The organism is Acetobacter oryzifermentans (genome assembly GCF_001628715.1).
Lineage (GTDB): Bacteria > Pseudomonadota > Alphaproteobacteria > Acetobacterales > Acetobacteraceae > Acetobacter > Acetobacter oryzifermentans.
The window spans coordinates 132,935-154,799 of record NZ_CP011121.1 but is presented as its reverse complement, the minus strand read 5'-3'; the positions used below and the strand labels follow the sequence as shown (position 1 = coordinate 154,799).

Annotated in this window: 16 protein-coding genes, 4 pseudogenes and 1 other annotated feature; of the genes and pseudogenes, 4 read left to right on the top strand and 16 right to left on the bottom strand. The window is 50.3% G+C overall.

Translation table 11 applies throughout. The annotated features are described in order from the left end of the window. Positions 1 to 50: 50 nt before the first annotated feature. Positions 51 to 1,096, bottom strand: a protein-coding gene (locus WG31_RS13990; protein ID WP_369870815.1) for an IS3 family transposase whose coding sequence is annotated in 2 segments (ribosomal slippage) — positions 51 to 886 and positions 886 to 1,096 — 1,047 coding nt in all. Because the reading frame shifts where the segments join, the coding sequence is not laid out codon by codon here. Between WG31_RS13990 and WG31_RS13980 the strand changes: the two genes are divergently transcribed. Further along, a protein-coding gene (locus WG31_RS13980) for an IS5 family transposase (RefSeq protein WP_082779839.1) occupies positions 1,080 to 1,876 on the top strand; the annotation gives its coding sequence in 2 pieces (ribosomal slippage) (positions 1,080 to 1,419 and positions 1,419 to 1,876; 798 coding nt in all). The genes WG31_RS13990 and WG31_RS13980 overlap by 17 nt on opposite strands. 8 nt (positions 1,877 to 1,884) lie before the next feature. Here the strand turns inward: WG31_RS13980 and WG31_RS16275 are convergent. After that, positions 1,885 to 1,983, bottom strand: a pseudogene (locus WG31_RS16275) (transposase); the annotation flags it as partial. Positions 1,984 to 2,107: 124 nt separating this feature from the next. On the opposite strand from WG31_RS16275, the pseudogene WG31_RS16270 reads away from it, so the two are divergent. Together WG31_RS16270 and WG31_RS16265 are read left to right on the top strand one after the other, a co-directional pair. Beyond that, positions 2,108 to 2,370, top strand: a pseudogene (locus WG31_RS16270) (recombinase family protein); the annotation flags it as partial. A gap of 60 nt (positions 2,371 to 2,430) precedes the next feature. Then, the gene (locus WG31_RS16265; RefSeq protein WP_012813215.1) at positions 2,431 to 2,586 is read left to right on the top strand and encodes a helix-turn-helix domain-containing protein; all 156 of its coding nucleotides are present in this window, start codon (positions 2,431 to 2,433) and stop codon (positions 2,584 to 2,586) included. A gap of 313 nt (positions 2,587 to 2,899) precedes the next feature. Here the strand turns inward: WG31_RS16265 and WG31_RS13970 are convergent, their stop codons facing one another. Continuing rightward, entirely contained in the window at positions 2,900 to 3,673 is a 774-nt protein-coding gene (locus tag WG31_RS13970) for a TSUP family transporter (RefSeq protein ID WP_003631418.1), read from the bottom strand. A 191-nt stretch (positions 3,674 to 3,864) separates the two neighbouring features. Here WG31_RS13970 and WG31_RS13965 point away from each other — a divergent pair. Then, positions 3,865 to 4,812: pseudogene (locus WG31_RS13965) on the top strand (IS701 family transposase); the annotation flags it as partial. Here WG31_RS13965 and WG31_RS13960 read toward each other — a convergent pair. From WG31_RS13960 to nirB, 13 genes and pseudogenes are all read right to left on the bottom strand, one after another. Further along, positions 4,813 to 6,023 (bottom strand): IS3 family transposase gene (locus tag WG31_RS13960; RefSeq protein ID WP_096884248.1). Its coding sequence is split into 2 segments (ribosomal slippage): positions 4,813 to 5,738 and positions 5,738 to 6,023, totalling 1,212 coding nucleotides; the frame shifts between segments, so codons are not numbered across the junction. After that, positions 5,629 to 5,745 (bottom strand) — a sequence feature (AL1L pseudoknot). It overlaps the preceding gene by 117 nt. Positions 6,024 to 6,169: 146 nt before the next feature. Next, a complete protein-coding gene (locus WG31_RS13950) occupies positions 6,170 to 7,666 on the bottom strand; it encodes an outer membrane beta-barrel protein (RefSeq protein ID WP_006117388.1) in 1,497 nt (498 codons plus the stop codon). Positions 7,667 to 7,990: 324 nt separating this feature from the next. Further along, on the bottom strand, positions 7,991 to 8,917 hold the full coding sequence (locus WG31_RS13945) for a LysR family transcriptional regulator (protein WP_006117387.1): 927 nt from the start codon (positions 8,915 to 8,917) through the stop codon (positions 7,991 to 7,993). A gap of 94 nt (positions 8,918 to 9,011) precedes the next feature. After that, positions 9,012 to 10,166, bottom strand: a complete 1,155-nt coding sequence (argE, locus tag WG31_RS13940; protein ID WP_006117386.1) for an acetylornithine deacetylase — start codon at positions 10,164 to 10,166, stop codon at positions 9,012 to 9,014. Then, entirely contained in the window at positions 10,163 to 11,779 is a 1,617-nt protein-coding gene (locus WG31_RS13935; protein WP_006117385.1) for a GMC family oxidoreductase, read from the bottom strand. The genes argE and WG31_RS13935 overlap by 4 nt, the downstream gene beginning before the upstream one ends. Then, complete coding sequence (locus WG31_RS13930; RefSeq protein WP_063355024.1) at positions 11,779 to 13,173, bottom strand: purine-cytosine permease family protein; 1,395 nt, start codon at positions 13,171 to 13,173, stop codon at positions 11,779 to 11,781. The genes WG31_RS13935 and WG31_RS13930 overlap by 1 nt, the downstream gene beginning before the upstream one ends. Before the next feature lie 122 nt (positions 13,174 to 13,295). After that, the gene (locus WG31_RS13925) at positions 13,296 to 13,703 is read right to left on the bottom strand and encodes a RidA family protein (RefSeq protein ID WP_003630593.1); all 408 of its coding nucleotides are present in this window, start codon (positions 13,701 to 13,703) and stop codon (positions 13,296 to 13,298) included. A gap of 137 nt (positions 13,704 to 13,840) precedes the next feature. Further along, positions 13,841 to 15,322, bottom strand: a complete 1,482-nt coding sequence (locus WG31_RS13920) for an aldehyde dehydrogenase (RefSeq protein ID WP_006115465.1) — start codon at positions 15,320 to 15,322, stop codon at positions 13,841 to 13,843. Further along, a complete protein-coding gene (locus WG31_RS13915) occupies positions 15,322 to 16,581 on the bottom strand; it encodes a flavin-containing monooxygenase (RefSeq protein ID WP_012813251.1) in 1,260 nt (419 codons plus the stop codon). Before WG31_RS13915 ends, WG31_RS13920 begins: the two co-directional genes overlap by 1 nt. Before the next feature lie 58 nt (positions 16,582 to 16,639). Beyond that, a complete protein-coding gene (locus WG31_RS13910; protein ID WP_006115463.1) occupies positions 16,640 to 17,410 on the bottom strand; it encodes a DUF1028 domain-containing protein in 771 nt (256 codons plus the stop codon). A 129-nt stretch (positions 17,411 to 17,539) separates the two neighbouring features. Next, a protein-coding gene (locus WG31_RS13905) for an IS5 family transposase (protein ID WP_197051022.1) occupies positions 17,540 to 18,336 on the bottom strand; the annotation gives its coding sequence in 2 pieces (ribosomal slippage) (positions 17,540 to 17,997 and positions 17,997 to 18,336; 798 coding nt in all). A gap of 37 nt (positions 18,337 to 18,373) precedes the next feature. Beyond that, positions 18,374 to 18,958 (bottom strand): annotated as a pseudogene (locus WG31_RS13900) (molybdopterin-dependent oxidoreductase); the annotation flags it as partial. A 7-nt stretch (positions 18,959 to 18,965) separates the two neighbouring features. Next, the gene (nirB, locus tag WG31_RS13895) at positions 18,966 to 21,863 is read right to left on the bottom strand and encodes a nitrite reductase large subunit NirB (RefSeq protein WP_063355023.1); all 2,898 of its coding nucleotides are present in this window, start codon (positions 21,861 to 21,863) and stop codon (positions 18,966 to 18,968) included. Positions 21,864 to 21,865: the final 2 nt, after the last annotated feature.

Below are 21,865 nucleotides of genomic sequence, written 5' to 3'. Positions count from 1 at the left end.
AAGCGTGCCGGGGTAATCCCCCCATTTTTAGTGGGGCATTGAATGAGAATTCAGGCAGCTGTTTTTAGTTTCTGGGCGGGGGTTAGCCCGCTGTTCCCCATGTTGGGTCTGTCATGGTTATATGTCCAGAGCCATTGTGTTGCGACCTCCTGTACGTCCTGAATGCTTTCAAACAAATACTGCTCCAGCCATTCCTGCCGGACAGTTCTGTTGTAGCGTTCAATATAGGCGTTCTGCTGCGGATTACCCGGTTGCGTATAGATCAGGGTAATCCCCTGTTTTTCGGCCCATGGAACCAACGTATGACTGACATATTCAGGGCCATTATCCATTCGGATGGCTTCTGGCCTGCCACGCCACTCCATAACCTGTTCCAGACAGCGGACAACCCGACAGGCCGGCAGGGAAAAATCAACCTCGATCGCCAGTCCTTCACGATTGAAGTCATCCAGAATGTTCAGGAGCTGAAAAGCACGTCCATCCATCAGCCTGTCCGCCATAAAATCCATGGACCAGACCCTGTTGGGAAGGGCCGGAACCGACAGCTTTTCAGGCTTTTCGCGAACCAGACGCCTGCGGGGTTTAATCCGCAGGTTGAGTTCCAGTTCCCGATAGATCCGATAAACCCGCTTATGATTCCAGAGCTGTCCCTGCACATTGCGCAGATACAGGAAACACAGACCAAATCCCCATCTCCTGTGAGCCTGGGTCAGTCCCACCAGAAGAGCGGCAATCCTGTCGTTCTCCGCTGCCAGTCGCGGACGATAGCGAAAGCAGGTCTCGGATATCCCAAAAATCCGACAGGCCAGCGCAATGCTGACCCCATGATGCGCCACAGCCTGTGCGGCCAGTTCCCGGCGCTGGGCTGGCCGCTTCATTTTTTTCCCAGGGCTTCCTTCAGGATATCCGTCTGCATGCTCAAATCCGCATACATGCGCTTCAGCCGACGGTTCTCCTCTTCCAAAGCCTTCATCTGACTGATCATCAAAGCATCCATGCCGCCATATTTCGCGCGCCACCGGTAAAACGTGGCGTTGCTAGGGCCTGTTAGATCTTGAATTTCTTCCCATATTGTAGGGATGGAAGAAGGAGACAGAACAGGCACCTTTACGGACGAGACATGGGCGATCTGGGAACCTCTGATTGAGGAGGTTCGCCCGAGGGGCAAGACGCCGCCACATGATCTGCGGCGGACGATAGCAGCGATTTTCTGGCGTCATGAGAATGGCGCGAAATGGCGGAGTATCCCCGCTGAACTGGGTCCGTGGTGGCGGGCTGCGCAGCTTTTCATCCGCTGGGCGAAGCTCGGCGTATGGGAGCGGCTGCTCGCACTGGTTCAGGAACAACAGGGAGTGGCATTCGGAATGACTTTTCTGGATGGCACAAACATCAGGGCTCACCACAAAGCGGCGGGAGCCCAAAAAAAGGGGCCTCTTTCGAAGAGCGAGACCATCGTGAAGCACTTGGCCGCTCTCGCGGTGGCTATGGCACAAAAGTCTGCGTGATCGCTGATGGACATGGAAAAGCCTTCGGTTTTGCGCTGGCCCCTGGACAGGCTCATGAACTGCCTCTGGCACCAGCCATGCTCGACAGCCTTCCCGCCACTCCCCTGTGGGTAGTAGCGGACAAGGGCTACGCGTCGAACGCCATGCGTGAACGGATATGGGACATGGGAGCACGGCCAGCCATTCCTGCGAAACGACGCGATGGCCCGGTCGCCTGCCCCAAATGGGCCTATCGGTGTCGGCATCTCGTTGAGAACCTCTGGGCTCGCCTCAAGGAGTGGCGCGCTGTCGCAACCAGATATGAAAAAACAGCAACGTCGTTCCTCGCGGTCATCCACATCGCTGCCGCAGCAGACTGGATCAAGCCCTAACAGGCCCTAATCCCATGCTCCCGGCACAGGTCAGGAACCGGGACACCGCCCTCAGCCTGGCGGATCACACCCATGATCTGGGCGTCAGTAAAGCGATCACTCTTCATCAGAATCTCCTCAATTCTTACGCTGAGAAAATTCTCATTCAAAAGTCACTCTTTTTATGGGGGGATTACCGAACGGCACCCTTAACATCAGGTTAAAACACTCAAAGATTACGGATGCCGTCGAATCTATCGTGAAAAAGCTAGTGGGGCAGATGCAAACCGTGCAGAACTTCAGAAACTCATCGGTAATCTGAAAGAGGGACAATCAATTGTGGTCACTCGCCTTGATCGGCTGGCACGCAGTACGTTTGATTTATTCGCTATAGTTAAAAGTATTACCGAAAAAAAGCTCAGTTTTACTCTTTGGCAGAACCATGGACCGATACAACTACCAGCACGGGTCGGCTTATGCTTGCTGTCCTTGGAGGTTTAGCTGATGTCGAAAGAGATTTAATACGAACGCGCACTTCCGAAGGACGCGCCAGAGCCATCGCGCAAGGGAAAAAGATGGGGCGACCAAGTCTTGTCACCCCGTCACAACGACTTGAAATTATCAAAAAAAGAAAAAATGGCGAAAAATTGGAACAAATTGCAAAAGCTTTCGGCATAAGTTCGGGAACGGTCTATCGGATTGCCTCACAGGCCTTAAAACATAACTCATAAAGAAATTAAGGACCTGATTTCTTCCAATATCGCCATTTTTTTGATTGATATTGGATCATAAATACCTTGCTTTTGATCATTCCCTTTAATGCCCGATTTCAGCACAACTTGGGATTTAAGTTTATTCGAGAATTTGTTATAATATCATAAGCCAAGAGCCTGTCCGCTACCTATGGCGGCTCTTGGTCTGATATCTATTCTATCTTCGCTGTGAACTCTGAACTCGCAAACATCTTCATATCGCATCTTACCGATGCTGAAGGGCGAACGGGATACGAGAGGGGATATTCTCAATATTCATTCACCATTAAGGTTAAAACATTTTCCACAATGGATTATCGGGATTGGCAAGAAGCTTGACCGTAAGGGCCAAGGACATAATAACCAGCAGAGGTCGGATACCTTTGCCGCCATATCTGATTGCCAACCATGCTCCGACCTGGTTTCCAAGAATATTTGCTCCTGCCATTCCAAATCCGAGCATCCATAATACCTTTCCGCCAACAATCATGGCCGTAAGACCCGCGACATTGGTTAAAAGATTGATAAATTTGGTATTTGCAATTGCACGAACTAATCCAAGGCCAGCAAAAGCAACCAAGACAGTTGTTAGAAATGATCCCGTACCAGGACCAAAAAAACCATCATAAAATCCTATGCTGGTCATACATAGTGTAATCCCCATACGTCCAAGGCGAGCGTGGCGATCTTCCCCACTCAAGGGAGGGGCCAATAGAAAATAAGCAGCCATTCCGATTAACAAAAGCGGTACAATTGCTGATAAAAAGATAGGATTTACAAATTGTACGACCGTTGCGCCTGCAAGCGCTCCCAGGAAAGCTCCTATGGCTGGCAAAACAAATTGTCTGATATCGACATGCCCTGCCCTCAAAAAGGTCAGAAAAGCCGAAGAGGTCCCAATCGTGCTTTGCAGTTTATTGGTGGCAAGAGCCGAAACAGGTGGAATACCAGCCGCCATCAAAGCGGGAATTGTCACAAGACCGCCCCCACCCGCAAGAGCATCTATCCCACCAGCCACAAATGCGCTCGATATGAGAAACAGGATTGTATCAAATGTGAATTGCATGGTGAAAAACCAACTCGGACTCAAATATCTCTAATTAAAAAAACCGAATATTCTGAAGGCATCAGCATAGCCCCCCTCTACGATGGAGGAAATAGCGATATCAATGTAATCTGGCTGAATACGATCATCTCCTACCTGACAACTAGCACTACAGTTGCATTTTGTGTTGAGTTCTGAATCTATGGGTAACCATGATTCAGGATATGATGAGTGGCGGTACGTCTGTTGAAGAGACGCTGGAATTATGGGCGCGCTCGCTTCGGTCCGCCAAGGATCGGATGGCGCCGCTGTTCACGCAAAAACGTGTCGTAGATTCGGCCTGTGCTTTTCTTGATGTTTTGATTGGCAATGAACCACGCAAGACGGGATGGATGCGAGCGGAAGCCGCAGGAGATCCTGGTCCATGGCGGCAGCAGGCGCTTCTGGGACGCGGGCACTGGGATGCCGATGCCCTTCGTGACGTCGTCAGGGATTATGTGATTGAGCATCTGGGCACTGAAGAGGGCGTGCTGGTCATTGATGAGACCGGTTTTCTGAAGAAGGGTCAGGCGTCCTGCGGTGTGGGGCGGCAGTATACGGGATCTGCCGGCAAGATCACGAACTGCCAGATTGGTGTGTTTGGCGCTTATGTTTCGGAACGGGGGCATGCCTTTATTGACCGCGCCCTGTATCTCCCGAAAGACTGGACATCAAAGCCTGAGCGTCTGAAGCGGGCCCACGTTCCCGATGACGTGGTGTTTGCAACCAAACCGGCGTTAGCCTCGATGATGATTGAGCGAAGTATTGAGGCCGGTGTGCCGTTCCGCTGGGTTGCAGCAGACAGCGTGTATGGCGTGGGCGACGTAGAACGCACGCTTCGCCGGGCAGGAATTGGATATGTGCTTGGGGTCAAGGGCAATCACTGGTTCGGATCATGGGCAACGGAACCGCTGATTGCCGGAGAGGCGAAAGATATTGCAGCAGGACTGCCAGACCAGGCCTGGCGTCGTCTGTCAGCGGGGCACGGCACAAAAGGTGAGCGACTTTATGACTGGGCGTATCTTCCGCTTGCTGATCTGGATGCTGAAGAATTTGACTGCCCTATAGCCGGACCATGGACTGAATTGCCCCGGGTTTTGTGGAGACGTTTTTTATCTGATTTAAGCGGCTAATGCATGTGATTTCTGTTGTGCATAAAAGCGTGCCTCAGCTTCTGCTGGCGGGATGTTTCCAATGGAGGACAGGAGCCGCCGATTATTGAACCAGTCGACCCATTTAAGTGTTGCCAGTTCAACAGCTTCCCTGTTTTTCCATGGCCCCTGCCGATAGATGAGTTCGGTTTTGTAAAGTCCGTTAATGGTCTCTGCCAAGGCGTTATCATAGGAATCCCCAACACTGCCGACAGAAGCAACGAGCCCCGCTTCAGCCAGTCTTTGCGTGTAACGAATGGACACATATTGACAGCCGCGGTCGGAATGGTGGGTCACTTTTCCCTCAGGCTGCCTCTGGCACAGAGCCTGCTCAAGGGCATCCAGTACGAAGTCGGTATGAGCCGTTGAGGAGACACGCCAACCCACAATAACCCGTGCAAAGACGTCAATGATGAAGGCCACATAAACAAAGCCCTGCCAAGTGGAAACATACGTGAAATCCGAAACCCACAGTCTGTTGGGGGCAGGAGCATGAAACTGGCGCTGCACCAGATCCTGCGGACACGGACGTTGCGGATCAGGCCGTGTGGTTCTGACCCCCTTGCCACGAATGACGCCTTTCAGCCCCATCCGGCGCATCAGCCGCTCTACCGTGCAGCGGGCGACATCCACGCCTTCACGTCTGAGCTGATGCCAGACCTTGCGCGCTCCATAGACGCAGAAATTATTATTCCACACTCTACGGATGTCATCGCACAGTTCTTTGTCTTTCTGGCTGCGCACACACGGATTTTTCTGTCTGGCAACAGTTGCATAATAGGCAGATGGTGCAATCGACAGAACCCTGCAGATTGACCCGACACCATATGTCTGCCGGTGCTCCTCAATGAAGCGTGTCATGGCTTGAAGATGCGGTCGAGCTCCGCCTGGGCAAAATATGCCGACGCCTTACGCAGGATTTCATTGGCCTGCCGCAATTCGCGGTTCTCTCGCTCCAGTTGCCTGATCTTCTCTCGATCAGGCAGGTCACTCACCGCAGGCGCATTGGCACGTTCATGCAGACGGGTCCATTTTGACAGCGTGTCAGGATGAATATCCAGCTTTGGCGCTATCATCATCACTGCAGACCACCGCGAAGGATGGTTCTTCTCTTCCTCCAGAACCATGCGGGCTGCACGGTCACGAAACTCAGGCGGAAAACGCTTCGATTTATTGCTCATGAATTCTTCTTACCTCACGGGTCTTTCTGTCTCCACAAAACCCGGGGCAATTCACATCCTCAGATGGTCCGTCTTTCGACGAACGCATCAGGCCAGTGCTATCCGCGCTCACTCACGACACAAAATGCAACTGTAGTGCTAAACACCTAGAAAGACCAGGTTGCATCACAGCTGAACCAGAGCATGTTATTTGTGCCGTTATTGACGGTTGGGTTCTGCACGGTTCCGGCCTGGTTGAATGGGTGCGTGCCGTTAAGGGATTTATCCAGCCGGATTTCAGGCCGGATGGTAAAGCCCCCCAGAGCCAGCTTCTTGTTCACGAACTCTGGTCGGTAGGAGACACCCAGCGTCAGTTCGCCATAGGTTGTGGGCAGAGCGTTGTAATAGGGGAATGGCTGGTTGCTGAGTGCTTGCGTGAGGGAGTTGAAGCTGGAATATTCCGTAATCACCCCACCCGTGTTGTCACGGAAGATTTCACCTCGTGCATTGAATGTCAGCCAGGGGTGGATGTCGTAGGAAAAGTAGGTTGTGACACCATAGGCATCATCGCGCAGGGAATCATCGTGCAGATAGGTGCCATCCACGGAAACGGTCATCTTGTCATTGATATGATACGTGGCCATGACATCCGCATTATACTGCATGAGGCTGTTGGCCTGCTTGCCAATGCCCGCACTCACCCACCCTGTGGGGGAGACAATGGTGCGGCCATTGTTGCCCTGCGGCCCAAAGTGCCCGATGGCATGCACATCCAGCTTGCCATCCATCAGCTTGTTCCACGCCAGACCAAAATAGCCCTTGGGCTTGTTGTTGTTGCCCGATGCGCCAAAGGTTGTGGAGTTGCCTGCATCCACCCCCAAAATCCAGTCCATGTGGCGTGTCAGATGCATGGTGGCCAGAATACCCACCGTCTGGAACGGCACGATATAATCGGATGCGTAGTTGTAGGTGTAGAAGGGGCGCGCCAGAGCTGGCGTGCCTTCTGCGCCCATAATGCCATACATCTGGCCGATCTGCACATCAATGCCACGCTTGAAGATCCACGGCAGGTGCACATCCAGATGCGCCTGTGTAGGGGCCCACTGATACAGCCCATGCAGGGAGCCAGAACCCATCCCGATTGTGGGGTCAAACCGCGCATCGGAACCATACATGGCTTCCAGCACAAAGCCGATGCCATACCCACTACCTACAGACGTAACAGGGTGAGACAATGACCCAATAATCTGGTTCAGTGTGACCGTATTCGCCCGATCTGAATAGTACTGCGCAAAGTTGCGTCCTGAGCGTGTCCAGGGGTTGCCTGAAATCCCCGCTTCAATAGAGACGTGCCCTTCCAGCCCTTCCCAATATGTGGGGGTATGACCGGGTTTGACATGGAACAGATTACCCGCCTTAGGCTTCATGGCCTCTTCCTCTTCAGAAAGAGAAGTCACAGGTGGTTCTTCCCCATCTGTTGGGGTGCCTGCGCCCTTTTCTGCCTCTTCTGGCTTAAGGGTTTTGGCAATGTCTCCTACCTGCACCTGTGCCGGCGCAGAAACTTGTGCGTGGGCTGTTGGCATACCTGTTTCACACAAAAATGCAGCGCAACATGATAGCAATACAAATTTGAAGGCACTTCGATCGATCAGGGTCTGTCGCATGTATCACCTACTTTGCACAAAAGAAACATAACGATCCCGAAACATTTGGAGCAAAAAAATCCATCCTTGAAGAATACTTTGTATGCTCTTCATATCAGGAATATTTCACGATTAGGTAATAATATAAATACAAAATCCATATATTATTACCGTCCATATTTCTAAAATAGTAATTTATAAATATATTTTTGGTCAATATAAATTAAAATCATATAGCGTAATTTTTTCCTATTCTCCATTTCTGGAAAACTGAGGCATATCTTTAATTGGATAGCCCTCAATTTACGCTTCCTTCTGCACCAAAACTTATAGGAAGAAAATCTGCTAATTCAGAGTTCCCGGCAATGGCTTTCCAGAAAGATCTTGTTCACACATGTCCAAAAAAGCTGAAACACGAAAAGGAAATTTTTGATCTACAATTGTAAAAAGTCCATATAAAAGTGGTGCGCATTCATCTTCTAATGTTAGATAAGCTAAAGATTTGCCATCCAGTGCCTGCTGATTTCGTGGGCGCGCATTTCCTAACCCAAAGCCCACACCTCTTGCAGCCAAACTACGGATCACATCCATACTTGGATAATGACCTGCAATACATGGTGTGATTCCCGCTGAAGCAAACAACTGTAGAAAATATTCCTTCGAAAAAGGCAGATCAAGCAAAAGAAAAGGCTCATCTGCCAGATCTTGCAATCGTACACATTCTTTTGCAGCTAATGGATGGTCACTTGAAGTAAATACATATGGCGGCAGTGCAGAAAGCGGCTGAAAACCTATCATAGGGGGCAATGTCATATTATAGCCAATCATGACTGATATTTCACCATTTCGGAGTTTATCTATCAGTTCTTCATGATGTCCGGCAATGACGCGCAAGCGTGCTTCCGGGTAAGCAGCCGAAAAATTCTGAATAAGATCTGGCGCTAGTAGAGGAAATAGCGTTGTCATGCAACCCACCCTCACTTCCCCTTGCACACGCTTGAGCATACCGTTCAGAGAGGTTCCCAATTCCTGAGCGTGCAATAAAAGTGTGCGCGCTTCCTGTAAAACCAGACATCCCTCTGCAGTAAGAGACAGACCTTGTGCATGATGACGTATAAAAAGTGATACCCCAAACACGCTTTCAAGATGCGCGATAGCGGCAGAAATTGCAGGCTGAGAGATCGGAATTTGGCGAGAAGCCTGCACAATGGAACCCAGCTCTGCAGTGGCGACAAAATATTCAATCTGCCGCAAAGAAAACTTCACCTTCAACGTCTCCTTCTAGGTAGTACTTGAATAGCCACCTATTTTCTCATCATGCTGTTTAAACCTGCTAATGTAAAAATCTTTCCATGTCGGTTTTATTTTATAGAAGTTTCTCTACTATTTTTTCTACAAACTGAACGCCCGCAGATAATTCATCCAAACGAATAAACTCATCTGCCTTATGCGCACGATCAATAGATCCTGGTCCACAAACCACTACCGGTATATCAAGATATTCTTTGAATAACCCACCTTCCGTGCCAAATCCAATATATGAAGGCGCATTATCTCCTGTAATAGCCATTATCTCCTGCAAAAATGGCGTACCATCCCGTGTGTTTAATCCTGGATATGTATTAAGTGTTTCAATCTCTATACGTGCAGAGGGGTACGTTGTGCAGAGACGAGCTCCTTCCTGCTTTAGTCGTTCAATATAGAGCGCAGGATCTACTCCGGGCAATAAACGCATCTCGAAGTGCACTTCACACAAATCTGGCACAATATTCAGCGCAACACCGCCTTGGATGAGCCCAACCTGTAAGGTATTATATGGTACTTCAAAATTCTCATCTTGCGCGCCATTGTTTTGCAATTCATCTTGCAGGAACTTAATGGCCTGTACCATATCTGATGCAAGCAGAATGGCGTTAGAACCACGTGCGGGATTGGCCGAATGCGCAGCCAGACCGTGGCAGACAATGCGTGCGGCCAGTTTGCCTTTGTGGCCAGATACCACATGTAAATTGGTGGGTTCCCCAATAACACATCCACGCGCCTGAAATTTATGAACAGCTAGAGAGCGTAAAAGTGAGTGCACTCCTACACAACCTATCTCCTCATCATACGAAATAGCCAAATGCAACGGCGCTCGCAGGGTTGTTTTTTGGGCAGCATACCGCGCGGCCACCAACATACAAGCGAGAAAACCCTTCATGTCACTTGTTCCGCGTCCATATAGGTTTCCATCATATGCAGTCAGGGTAAAAGGGGCAGTTTTCCATGGCTGCCCTTCTACGGACACAACATCACTATGAGCTGAAAGCACAATGCCATCTGGAGTGTCCGGCCCAATACTGGCCAGCAGATTAAAACGACCAGCCTGCTCGCCTGGCACACGCAGGCAACGCGCCCCACATGCACGCAGAAATTCTTCAACCCAATCAATAAGGTTCTGATTTTCTGTGCGACAGATAGTGGGAAAAGCTACCAACTGTGAAAGAATGTCTTGCACAGATAGATCATACATTGAGGTCATACGGCATCCGCCAAAATCATATCGGATGCCTTATCTCCAATCATCATCGTTGGTGCGTTGGTATTGCCACTTACCAACGTTGGCATGATGGATGTATCCGCTACGCGTAGGCCTTTTAGTCCACGCACCTTCAAATCAGGCGTTACAACACTCGTATCATCTGCTCCCATGCGGCAGGTACCTGAGGGATGAAACACTGTGCTTGCCGATGCGCGCAAATACTCTATTAATTGATCATCTGTCTGAATATTGGCTGTGGGCGCCATTTCCTTGCCTCGTATCGCATCAAAAGGAGATGCACGAAGAATGGAACGCGCCAGTTTTACGCCTTCCAGCAGCACATGCGTATCTCTTTCATCAGAAAGGAAATTGAAATCAATGTCCAGGTTCCTGCTTCCATCACGTGCCAAGCGAATGCTCCCGCGGCTATAAGGTCGTAGCACACATGTATGGAGGGCAAATCCGTGGCCCCATTCAAACAACCGTCCACGATGGCTACGGTAACCCGGCACAAAATGAAACTGAATATCTGGCACATCCTTGGCGTAACGTGTGGATGCAAAACCTCCAGCTTCTACATAGTTTGTTGTCAGCCAGCCCTTACGTTTAAGCAGAAATTGCAAAGGTGATGGCACAACAGAGGAGAGTGAAGCTGTTGAAAAGCCAAGCGTTGAAGCTGAATCAGAGCGGATGGTAACCAACCCATCAACATGATCTTGCAGATTGCGCCCCACTTCTGGCAGATCAGCCACAACTGGCACGCCTGCAGCCAAAAGTTCGCGGGCGTTACCAATGCCTGATGACATAAGCAGATGTGGTGATCCGATAGCCCCTGCGGAAAGAATAGTTTCTCGCCGAGCGCGCAGAACATGAAACTGCCCATTCCGCTCTATGGTGACGCCCTGCACTTCCTTGCCATCAGTTACAAGGGAAACAACCTTGCAACCAGTAACAACATGCAAATTTGGGCGGGAACGCACAGGCGCAACAAAAGCACGATAAGCACTTAAGCGTTTTCCGCCCTTTTGCGTCACATCATAAATACCTATGCCATCAAGTTTTGCGCCATTAAAATCAGTATTCTCTTTCAGCCCTACCTCTTCGGCAGCTTTAATAAACAGGCGCGAAACACCCAATGGATCACGCGGCTGATCTACAACCAATTCACCACCCGTGCCATGAAAATGCGGGTCTTGGTGCAGATGATTATCTTCTTCCCGCATGAAGTATTTTAGTACTGCGTCATACCCCCAACCAGTGCAGCCCATGGCCTCCCAACCATCGTAATCCGAACGCGCACCACGAATGTAGATCATGCTGTTCATGGAGGAAGATCCACCTAACATGCGGCCCCGTGGCACATGGATGCGTCTATTATCCAAATATTTCTGCGGTGTGGAATAATACTGATAGGTATATTTACGGCTTTTATAAAGTGAGATTGTGCCGGCTGGAACATGAATACGCGGTGTATTGTCTGCTTGCCCTGCTTCCAGAAGCGCTACACGCAAATTGCTTCGCGCACTCAAACGATTGGCAAGCACACAGCCAGCAGCACCAGCGCCTACGATAATGAAATCAAATTCTGTCGGAAAATCGTTCTGGCCACTCATTATTCTGCACTTCCTGCAACAGGCTGCGTATGCCGCTCATGCCGCATCAGCCAGACGTAAAACACAGTCACAAAGATCAACCCTACAATCCACGAAATGTCTGCGCCACCAAGCATGGTAGCTATCGGACCGGTATAAAGACCGTTTGAAACAAACGGGATCTGGATAAGGATACCAAACACATAGGCACTCAACGCGGGCCAGCAGTAACGGCCATAAATGCCTCCATCAGCCCGAAAAAAAGAGGCAACATCATATTCGCCATGTCGGATCAGATAGAAATCAGCAAGGTTGATCGCAGTCCATGGTACCATGACGTAAAGCAGTAGAAGAATAAAGTTTGTGTATTCCTCCATAAAGTTTGCTTCTGTGCCGAGAGCGATAAGAAGAGAAAGGCCAGACAGAACAACAGCCGTACCTGCGCGCCCGACATGCGTGGCTTTCCATGAAGGAAAGATGGTCTGAATAACTGTAATGGCCGACAACGCACCACAATAAAGATTCATGGCGTTTGTAGAAGCAATACCCAATGACAGAACGGGAATAATAAAAAGTGCAAGTGGACCAACTTCTTTTGTAAGTGTAGCGACCACATCGCCCCCACCCGCAATGACACCCAGAAGTGCACCGAGAATCATGGGGAATAGCGAGCCCAGCACACATCCCCAATAGCTTGCCATAAATGCCTGACGGTTACCGGTGCCCGGAGGCAGGTAACGCGAATAGTCTGAAACATAAGGCGCGTAAGCAATTTGCCACAAAGCAGCAGTAGACAAACCGCCAAGAAAGCCAGAGAGGGTAAATGTGCCGTGGGCCAGCGTGGCAGATGAAACACCGTTAATGCACAGTATCCATACGAAACACAAAACCAATGCAATGCCGGATACAACCGTCATAAACCGCGTATAGGCATGGATTAGATCATGCCCATAAATAGTAGCAATCAAGCTGACGAGGCCGAGCAATATAACGCATGTTTTTTCAGGCAAAAATGTTGCAACAGTGTGCAGAGATTCTCCGCCCAAAACGAGATTGGAAGCAAAGAAGCCAACATACATTATCACCACCAGGCAGATAACAGCCATGGCCCCTACTGAACCAAACTGCCCGCGTGTTTGCACCATTTGCGGCACACCAAGTTGTGGCCCCTGTGCTGCGTGCAGCGCCATGAACAGACCACCAATCATGTTACCCAAGACAGCCGAAAGCATGGCGGGCCAGAAAGGCAGACCAAACACAGTTGTTGCAAGCGCGCCTGTGATAATGGTCAGCATCATGATGTTTGAGCCAAACCACACCGTAAACAAATCACGCGGACGACCATGCCGCTGATAAAGTGGGATTTGATAAATGGTATGAGCTTCTGGCCCTCGTGCCGTCGTGGTGTCAGTCATCGGACGGTTCCTTCCTCTGGCATTCAACAGCAATTACTGTTTGTATGCAGGATATCATATTGGAATCGTAACATTATCAAGACATAAAAAACCCCCGCCAAAGCGCAGCGGGGTGTTCGCAATCATTCACGCTCAGCGATAACATCTACCTCAATCAGCCATTCTGGGCGGGCAAGAGCCACAACAACCAACCCTGTAAATACAGGGAATACGCCCTTCAGGCGGCGCCCCAATACACGATAAGTGGCTTCACGGTAGCGAATATCTGTGAGGTATACTGTAACTTTGCAGATATCTGTTAGCTTTGCGCCTGCTTCAGATAGCAAAAGTTCAATATTATCTATTACCTTTTCGGCTTGAGCCACCGGGTCTCCAACCCCTACATTTTCACGTGTATCAAGATCCTGAGGCACCTGCCCGCGCAGATAGATTGTATTTTGCGTAATAACGGCCTGACAAAGATCGTTATCAAGTTCCTGCTCGGGATAAGTGTCCTTCGTATTGAAGGGACGAAGACGAGTATGAGCCATAATCTATGTGTCTCCTGTATGAACTGTTTCGATACGGCGACCCAGCACGTATCAAACGATCACATTGCGATTGTGGAATGTTTTGAGGTATCAGAAAAAGAAATTATTTCTGACCCTCTACTTCTGAATTCCTGATGTTAGTACTGAATCCAAACTGTTTTCAGCGCGGTGTATTTATCAAAGCTATGCAGTGATAAATCCCGCCCAAAACCTGATTGCTTAACACCACCAAAAGGTGTCATGGGAGAAAGAGCATCTACGGTATTCACAGAAACCGTGCCAACCTGCAGTCGTTCCGAAAGATCAAGCGCCCGTCCAATATCTCGTGTCCAGACAGAAGCAGCCAAACCGTAAGGCGTATCATGCGCTAGCTGAAGAGCATCTTCTTCATCGCGAAATGTTTGAATAGCCAGGACCGGCCCAAAAATTTCTTCACGTGCGATCAAAGTATTCCGAGGCACATCTGCAAAAACTGTTGGCTGAATAAAGGCGTCTGACGCACCAACCGTAATACGATTTCCCCCCGCAACAAGACGGCTACTTTCCCGACCAGAGTTTAAAAACTCTGCAACACGTGCTGCATGGCGATTATCCACCATAGCGCCCATTTTTGTATCTGGGTCTAGCGGATTTCCCGGGATAATTGCTTCAGCCCGCAGCCGCATACGCTCAATCATTTCATCTACAATAGACTCATGCACCAACAGGCGTGAGTTTGCAGAACAGACTTCCCCCTGATTGAAAAAAATTCCAAAGGCAGCTTGATCTGCCGCAACATCAAGATTTGCATCCGGGAAAATAATGTTGGGGCTTTTCCCGCCTGTTTCTAGCCACACCTGCTTCATGTTGCTCTCGCCTGCATAGCGCATGAACAACTTACCCACTGTGGTGGAGCCCGTAAAAACCAGACAATCTACATCATCATGCAAGCCTAGCGCCTGCCCTGCTTCTTCCCCCAGACCTGGCACCACATTCAGAACGCCATCGGGTAGACCGGCTTCGGCTGCAAGCTCCGCCAGACGCAAAGCAGAAAGTGGAGATTGTTCTGCTGGTTTAAGAACTACGGAATTACCCGTTACAAGGGCTGGAGCTAATTTCCAGATAGCAATGTCCAGCGGAAAATTCCAAGGCACCACAGCCCCAACTACCCCCAGAGGTATGCGCCGGATCATCGCAACATCACGCCCCCCCGTTGGAGCCACCTCATCGTATAGCTTGTCTATAGCCTCTGCATGCCATTGTAGGCATTGCGCCGCCCCAGGCACATCCACATTCGTGGTCTCGGAAATTGGCTTCCCCATATCCAGCGTATCAAGAAGCGCAAATTCATCAAGATGTTCACGTATCAGCACAGCAAGACGTAGGAGTGTTTCCTTACGAGCGCCAGGAGTAAGACGAGACCACCGCCCATCTTCAAACGCCCGACGGGCTGATTTTACAGCCCTATCAATATCCTCTGCGCCTCCTCGTGCTACCTGTGTCAGAATAGATGACGTTGCTGGATTTACATCTTCAAACCACTTTCCAGATCTGGCGGGTACAAATTTCCCATCAATCCAGCAATTATTACGAAATTTCAGAGCATCGGCGCGCTGTGTATAATAGGATAGGCTTTTCATTATCCCTCCTCGCGCGATGGCTTGTAGGCCATATAACCACGCTGTTTGGCAATGTGATCTGCTACATATTTTGCATCATGCCACACCCCCCATATGAAGGACGAGCCACGGCGTGTCTGCCACGGCAGACCAAGAAAATAGATCCCAGGTTCAGCAGAAACGCCACGCTGGTGGTGTGGACGCCCCTGCTCATCCAACGCTTCCACCTTTAACCAGCTATAATCTACTCCAAAACCAGTTGCCCATATAATGGTGTTAATACCAGCGTTTTGCAGATCCAGCTCCAAAACAGGATGCTTCATGCATTCTGGATCTGGCAGCATATCACGAGCTGTAGGTTCTTCTGGCAGATCAAGACCATTACGCGTAACGTATGTATCTGCCTCCCCTAGCAAGGAAAGGTAGTTTGCATCCCCTTTGGCAATATTTTCGGCCAGATCTGGGGCAAACGTTAACACGCCATCATGAAATGTCTCGGTACGCCCAAGAAGTGTCATGCCCTCAGATGCAAGACGCCGGAAATCAAGCGTATGCCCACCATTTGCGCCACTTACGGCAATTGTTGTGTGCTCTACCCCCGGCGTTGCTTCTGCATCCCATTTATTGAGAACACCTAGCCACCATACGAAATCACGCCCACGATAATGCCGAGGGGGACGATCATGCGGGCCGACAGACAAATAAACCTTCCGTCCACTCCGCATCAGCTCCTCAGCTATTTGTGCGCCAGAAGATCCTGCCCCTACAACCAAAACAGCACCTTCAGGCAGTTGTTCTGGATTGCGGTAAGATGCTGAATGAATTTGGGCAATACCGGAAGCTTCTGGAACTATAGGAGGAATAACAGGTATTTGGAAAGGCCCTGTAGCAGCAACAACAGCCTTGGCTTCAATAACACCTTCCGATGTTTGCACAGTAAAGCCAAGACGCCCAGCGTTACGCCGCACTTCTTTTACCTCTACCCCACAACGAATGGGAGCATCGATTTTTTGGGCATATGCAGCAAGATAATCAGCAACACGCTCTTTAGGAACAAAATCATCCGGGCCATCATGCTGAAATTCCAAATGCGGAAAGCGATCATGCCATGCTGGACCATTGGCCACGAGAGAGTCCCACCGGCAACTGCGCCACCGTTCTGCCACGCGGTTACGTTCAAGCACTACATGTTCAATGCCATAGCCGCGCAAATGTTCGCTCATGGCAATGCCAGCCTGACCAGCCCCAACTACAAGAACTTCTGTTTTCTCGATGGTCATATTGGTGTCTTCTTCCAAAAAAATAGATAATTTTTAAAGAAATCAAGAATCTTATTTTTTACTCATCACCAGGAACGCCATAAGATGGCGCAACTTCTGGGTTAAGGCAGCGTGTGACATAGTCATGCATTTGGGGCTGCCAAATAGTCCACAATTCTTCCAGCTTTGTTATCGGAGCTTCGTCCCAGTCCACACGCAGATCGGCTAAGGGCCAAGCTTCTTGGGCCACCACCTGCAACCCGGCAGAACGAACGGGGCCAGCCTCTCCTCCTGCGGCAAGTCCGGCCTTCATGGCCACAATAACGCGGGCTCCCAGTTCTTTGCTTTTTTCCGATTGTTCAAAGCTGCGAACAATGGCTTCCACTACGCATTTGGAGGCGAGAAGATTTCCGGTAGATGCAATGTTCACACCACACAGATCAGTGCTCAGCCCCAGCGCTTTGCTTCCGGTATACACCGCTGTGCGACCTTCACGGTCAATTAAGCTCATTTGTCGGTAATGAGGAAAAGTGCAGTTGCGTACAATGATATCGCGCGCTTCTGTAGCCGACGCTCCTGCCTCTAGTAGATCCAGTGCCCATGGCCCAAGGCGAGGATCCGTTACATTTTGCGTTGTAACAGCTCCCACTCCTGCTCGTGCAAACCCACAACGCGCAGCAACAGAAGGAGAGGATGAAGATACAGCCACCGCGAATTGTCCACTTTGTGGGCAGCGCGCCACGATTGAAAAGGTCATGGAAGAACCCCTTTCTGAAGAGACATAATCTAACCAGACAGCAGGCGTCAGGTATGACCTTACGGTGCCACCATCATTCCCAAACCGAAACATTGACTTTTGGAGGTTGTGCTTTTGTTTTTCTGATCCAAAAAATATCTAACGTCGGGAATGCCGTGGGGTTCTTTATTTATAAGAAGTTTATAAAGAGGTAAGGTGATATCAGTTCCGCTCTAGGGCCTGTTAGAGCTTGATCCAGTCTGCTGCGGCAGCGATGTGGATGACCGCGAGGAACGACGTTGCTGTTTTTTCATATCTGGTTGCGACAGCGCGCCACTCCTTGAGGCGAGCCCAGAGGTTCTCAACGAGATGCCGACACCGATAGGCCCATTTGGGGCAGGCGACCGGGCCATCGCGTCGTTTCGCAGGAATGGCTGGCCGTGCTCCCATGTCCCATATCCGTTCACGCATGGCGTTCGACGCGTAGCCCTTGTCCGCTACTACCCACAGGGGAGTGGCGGGAAGGCTGTCGAGCATGGCTGGTGCCAGAGGCAGTTCATGAGCCTGTCCAGGGGCCAGCGCAAAACCGAAGGCTTTTCCATGTCCATCAGCGATCACGCAGACTTTTGTGCCATAGCCACCGCGAGAGCGGCCAAGTGCTTCACGATGGTCTCGCTCTTCGAAAGAGGCCCCTTTTTTTGGGCTCCCGCCGCTTTGTGGTGAGCCCTGATGTTTGTGCCATCCAGAAAAGTCATTCCGAATGCCACTCCCTGTTGTTCCTGAACCAGTGCGAGCAGCCGCTCCCATACGCCGAGCTTCGCCCAGCGGATGAAAAGCTGCGCAGCCCGCCACCACGGACCCAGTTCAGCGGGGATACTCCGCCATTTCGCGCCATTCTCATGACGCCAGAAAATCGCTGCTATCGTCCGCCGCAGATCATGTGGCGGCGTCTTGCCCCTCGGGCGAACCTCCTCAATCAGAGGTTCCCAGATCGCCCATGTCTCGTCCGTAAAGGTGCCTGTTCTGTCTCCTTCTTCCATCCCTACAATATGGGAAGAAATTCAAGATCTAACAGGCCCTAGCCCCGGCCCGCTTGCGATCCATCAAACGCAAAAACAGGATAGGATGGCAATCGGCCATATTGGCACCGATAACAAAAAACAGATCTGTGCAATCGAAATCTTCATAACTGCCAGGGGGGGCATCCGCCCCAAGGGAAAGTTTGTATCCTGTTCCGGCTGCGGCCATGCAGAGGCGGGAATTAGATTCAATATGCTGGCTACGAACAAATCCCTTGGCCAGTTTGTTAATAAGATACTGTGCCTCTAGCGACATCTGCCCGGACACGTAAAAAGCAATTGCATCAGGCCCGTGTGTATTCAGGATTGTCCGCAATCTTGCCGCAGTGTCCTTAATAGCCTGTTGCATTGCTACAGGAACTGCTTTTTCTCCACGTTGAGGGCGGATCAGCGCCTGATGCAGGCGCTGATCGGAAAGAAGAGGTTTGTCACAGGAACTTCCTTTGGTGCAAAGACGGCCGCCATTTGCAGGATGTGCTGTATCTCCCCGCACCTTTGCAATACGGTCATTCTCCACTTCCAGTATAATCCCGCATCCTACCCCACAATAAGGGCAAACCGTACGGACTTCTTCCCGCGCCATAATTAGGTCAGGCCAAGAGAGTTTCCGGCGTATATTCGTTTATTTTTGCCCGGATCATCACTTTCCCATTTTCCAAACGGGCATCCCATGTCCGTAAACGGATAGCCGGGTCTTCCAGGCACTGCCCATCCTCCAAACGGAAGTGCTGCTTATAAAGGGGAGATGCCACAACCAGTTGCCCTTTCAGATCCCCCATAATGCCGCGGCCAATAACATTGGCGTTCGAAAATGGATCATGGTTGTCAATTGCATACACCTGCGCAGGTGTAACTTCTGTTTCTGGCAAGTAAAACAGAGCTATCTGATTTCCATCATACCATGCCACAACACCAGATTTTACGACCAGATCATGACTTTGGCACAATTCTGTCCATTCCGTTGGGCCTGCTGATGATGTGGTTTCTGGCAAATTGTCTGCCGGACGAACCTGATCACGCTCGGCAACGGTACGAATATTCGGATCCGGCCGCCGATCATTAACGAAGGTACGGAACCTCTTGAGTTTTTCGCGATCTGTCAGCGCATCGCGCCATTCACAGTGGTAGTTATCAACTACCATCTGCATCTGTTTCTCTAGTTCCGTACAAATACCCAAACTGTCAGCGATAATAACTTCACGAAGATAATCCAGCCCGCCTTCCAGGTTTTCCCGCCATACAGAGGTACGCTGGAGCTTATCTGCCGTACGGATATAAAACATCAGGAAACGATCAATATATTTCACAAGTGTTTCAGAATCCAGATCTGTTGCGAAAAGTTCCGCATGGCGGGGGCGCATACCGCCATTACCGCAAACATAAAGGTTCCAGCCATTTTCTGTGGCAATAACACCGACATCCTTGCTTTGAGCTTCAGCACATTCACGGGTGCATCCAGAAACGGCAAATTTCAGTTTATGCGGCGCACGCAAGCCTTTGTAGCGATTTTCCAGGTCCAGCGCCTTACCCACGCTATCCTGCACACCATAACGGCACCACGTGCTGCCCACGCAGGACTTCACCGTTCGGGTGGATTTGCCATAGGCTTGCCCGGTCTCAAACCCGGCATCCATCAATTCGCTCCAGATATCGGGGAGTTTGTCCAGTTGCGCACCAAACAGATCTATACGCTGGCCACCGGTAATCTTGGTATAAAGGCCGTATTTTTTGGCCACCTGCCCCAGAACAATCAGCTTTTCCGGTGTTATTTCTCCACCTGCAATACGGGGTACCACCGAATATGTTCCGTTTTTTTGCATATTGGCCATGAATGTATCATTCGTGTCCTGCAGCGGAATATAGAGAGGGTCTGTAATAGGTTTATTCCAGGCCGAAGCAAGGATTGAACCAACCGCAGGTTTGCAGATATCGCAACCCAAACCGCCATTGCCATATTGCGCCATAAGATCCTCAAACGTCTGAATCCCATGCACACGGACAAGCGCGTAAAGATCTTGGCGTGTATAGGAAAAATGTTCGCATAGGCTATGATCAACGGTAATGCCGCGTGCTTCCAGCTCCGTTTCAAATACATTTTTAAGCAAAGCTGAACATCCGCCGCAGCCCGTACTGGCTTTGGTGGATTGTTTCAGCCCTGCCAAGTCCGTACAGCCGTTCTCAATGGATGCGCAGATCGCTCCTTTCGTCACATTATGGCACGAACAGATCATGGCTGTATCAGGCAGCGCATCTGCTCCTAGCAGATCAGCTCCTTCCCCCCGCGGCAGGATGAGTGCCGCTGGATCTGCCGGGGGTTTAATATCATTCTGTACACATTGGAGAATGGTATCATAATAGGCATTGTCTCCCACAAGCACGGCACCAAGCACATGATGCCCATCTTCAGACAACACAAGGCGGCGATAGGAACCGTCTATTTCTCCAATAAATCTGTAACTGCGGCACCCCGGTGTACGACCGTGTGCATCTCCAATAGAGCCAACATCAACCCCCAGAAGCTTGAGCTTTGTGGACATATCCGCTCCGGCAAAGGCCACCTGCTCCCCTGCCAGTATGGATGCCACCGTACGGGCCATTGTATAACCTGGGGCAACCAGCCCAAAAACCTGCCCATTCCAGCAGGCACATTCCCCAATAGCAAAAATGGCTGCGTCAGAAGTACGGCATGTATCATCAATTACAACCCCGCCACGTGACCCGATAGCCAGCCCACATTCACGTGCCAAACGGTCCTGAGGACGAATGCCGGCAGAAAAAACGACCAGATCCGTTTCCAGAAACGTTCCATCGGCAAAAACAAGCCTATGCCTGTAGTTTTCTCCTGCAACAATTTCCTGCGTGGCATGTGCGGTGAGGACATTGATCCCAAGGGCTTCAATCCGCTGTTTCAATGCCTGTCCGCCATCTTCATCAAGTTGCACCGGCATAAGGCGTGGTGCAAACTCCACCACAGCGGTGGACAAACCTAGCCCAGCCAATGCATTTGCGGCTTCCAGCCCAAGCAGGCCGCCGCCAATAACCACACCATGTGTAGCGCCATTGGCTGCTGCCCGGATCATGTCAAGATCATCAAGTGTCCGATAAACCAGCCCGGCTGTACCGGTGTTACCGGGTATGGGCGGCACAAATGGCGTAGAGCCGGTGGCAAGAATAAGCGTGCCATAAGGTAGAACGCCCTCGATGCTTTCAACCGTTTTGGCATCACGATCAATATGTTCCACCCTCACACCACGATGGAGTGTCAGGCCATGATGTGTATGAAAGTCGTCTTTATGCAGGCGCAATGCCAATGCATCTTGCCCACTCATATAATCAGTGAGATGCACACGATCATAGGCATCGTGAAGTTCATCACCAAAAATATGGATAGCGTGTGTTTTATGCAAACCATGCGTAACAAGCTGTTCAGCACAGTAATGCCCCACCATGCCGTTACCGATAATGACAATGTTTTCTGTAGTGATCATGA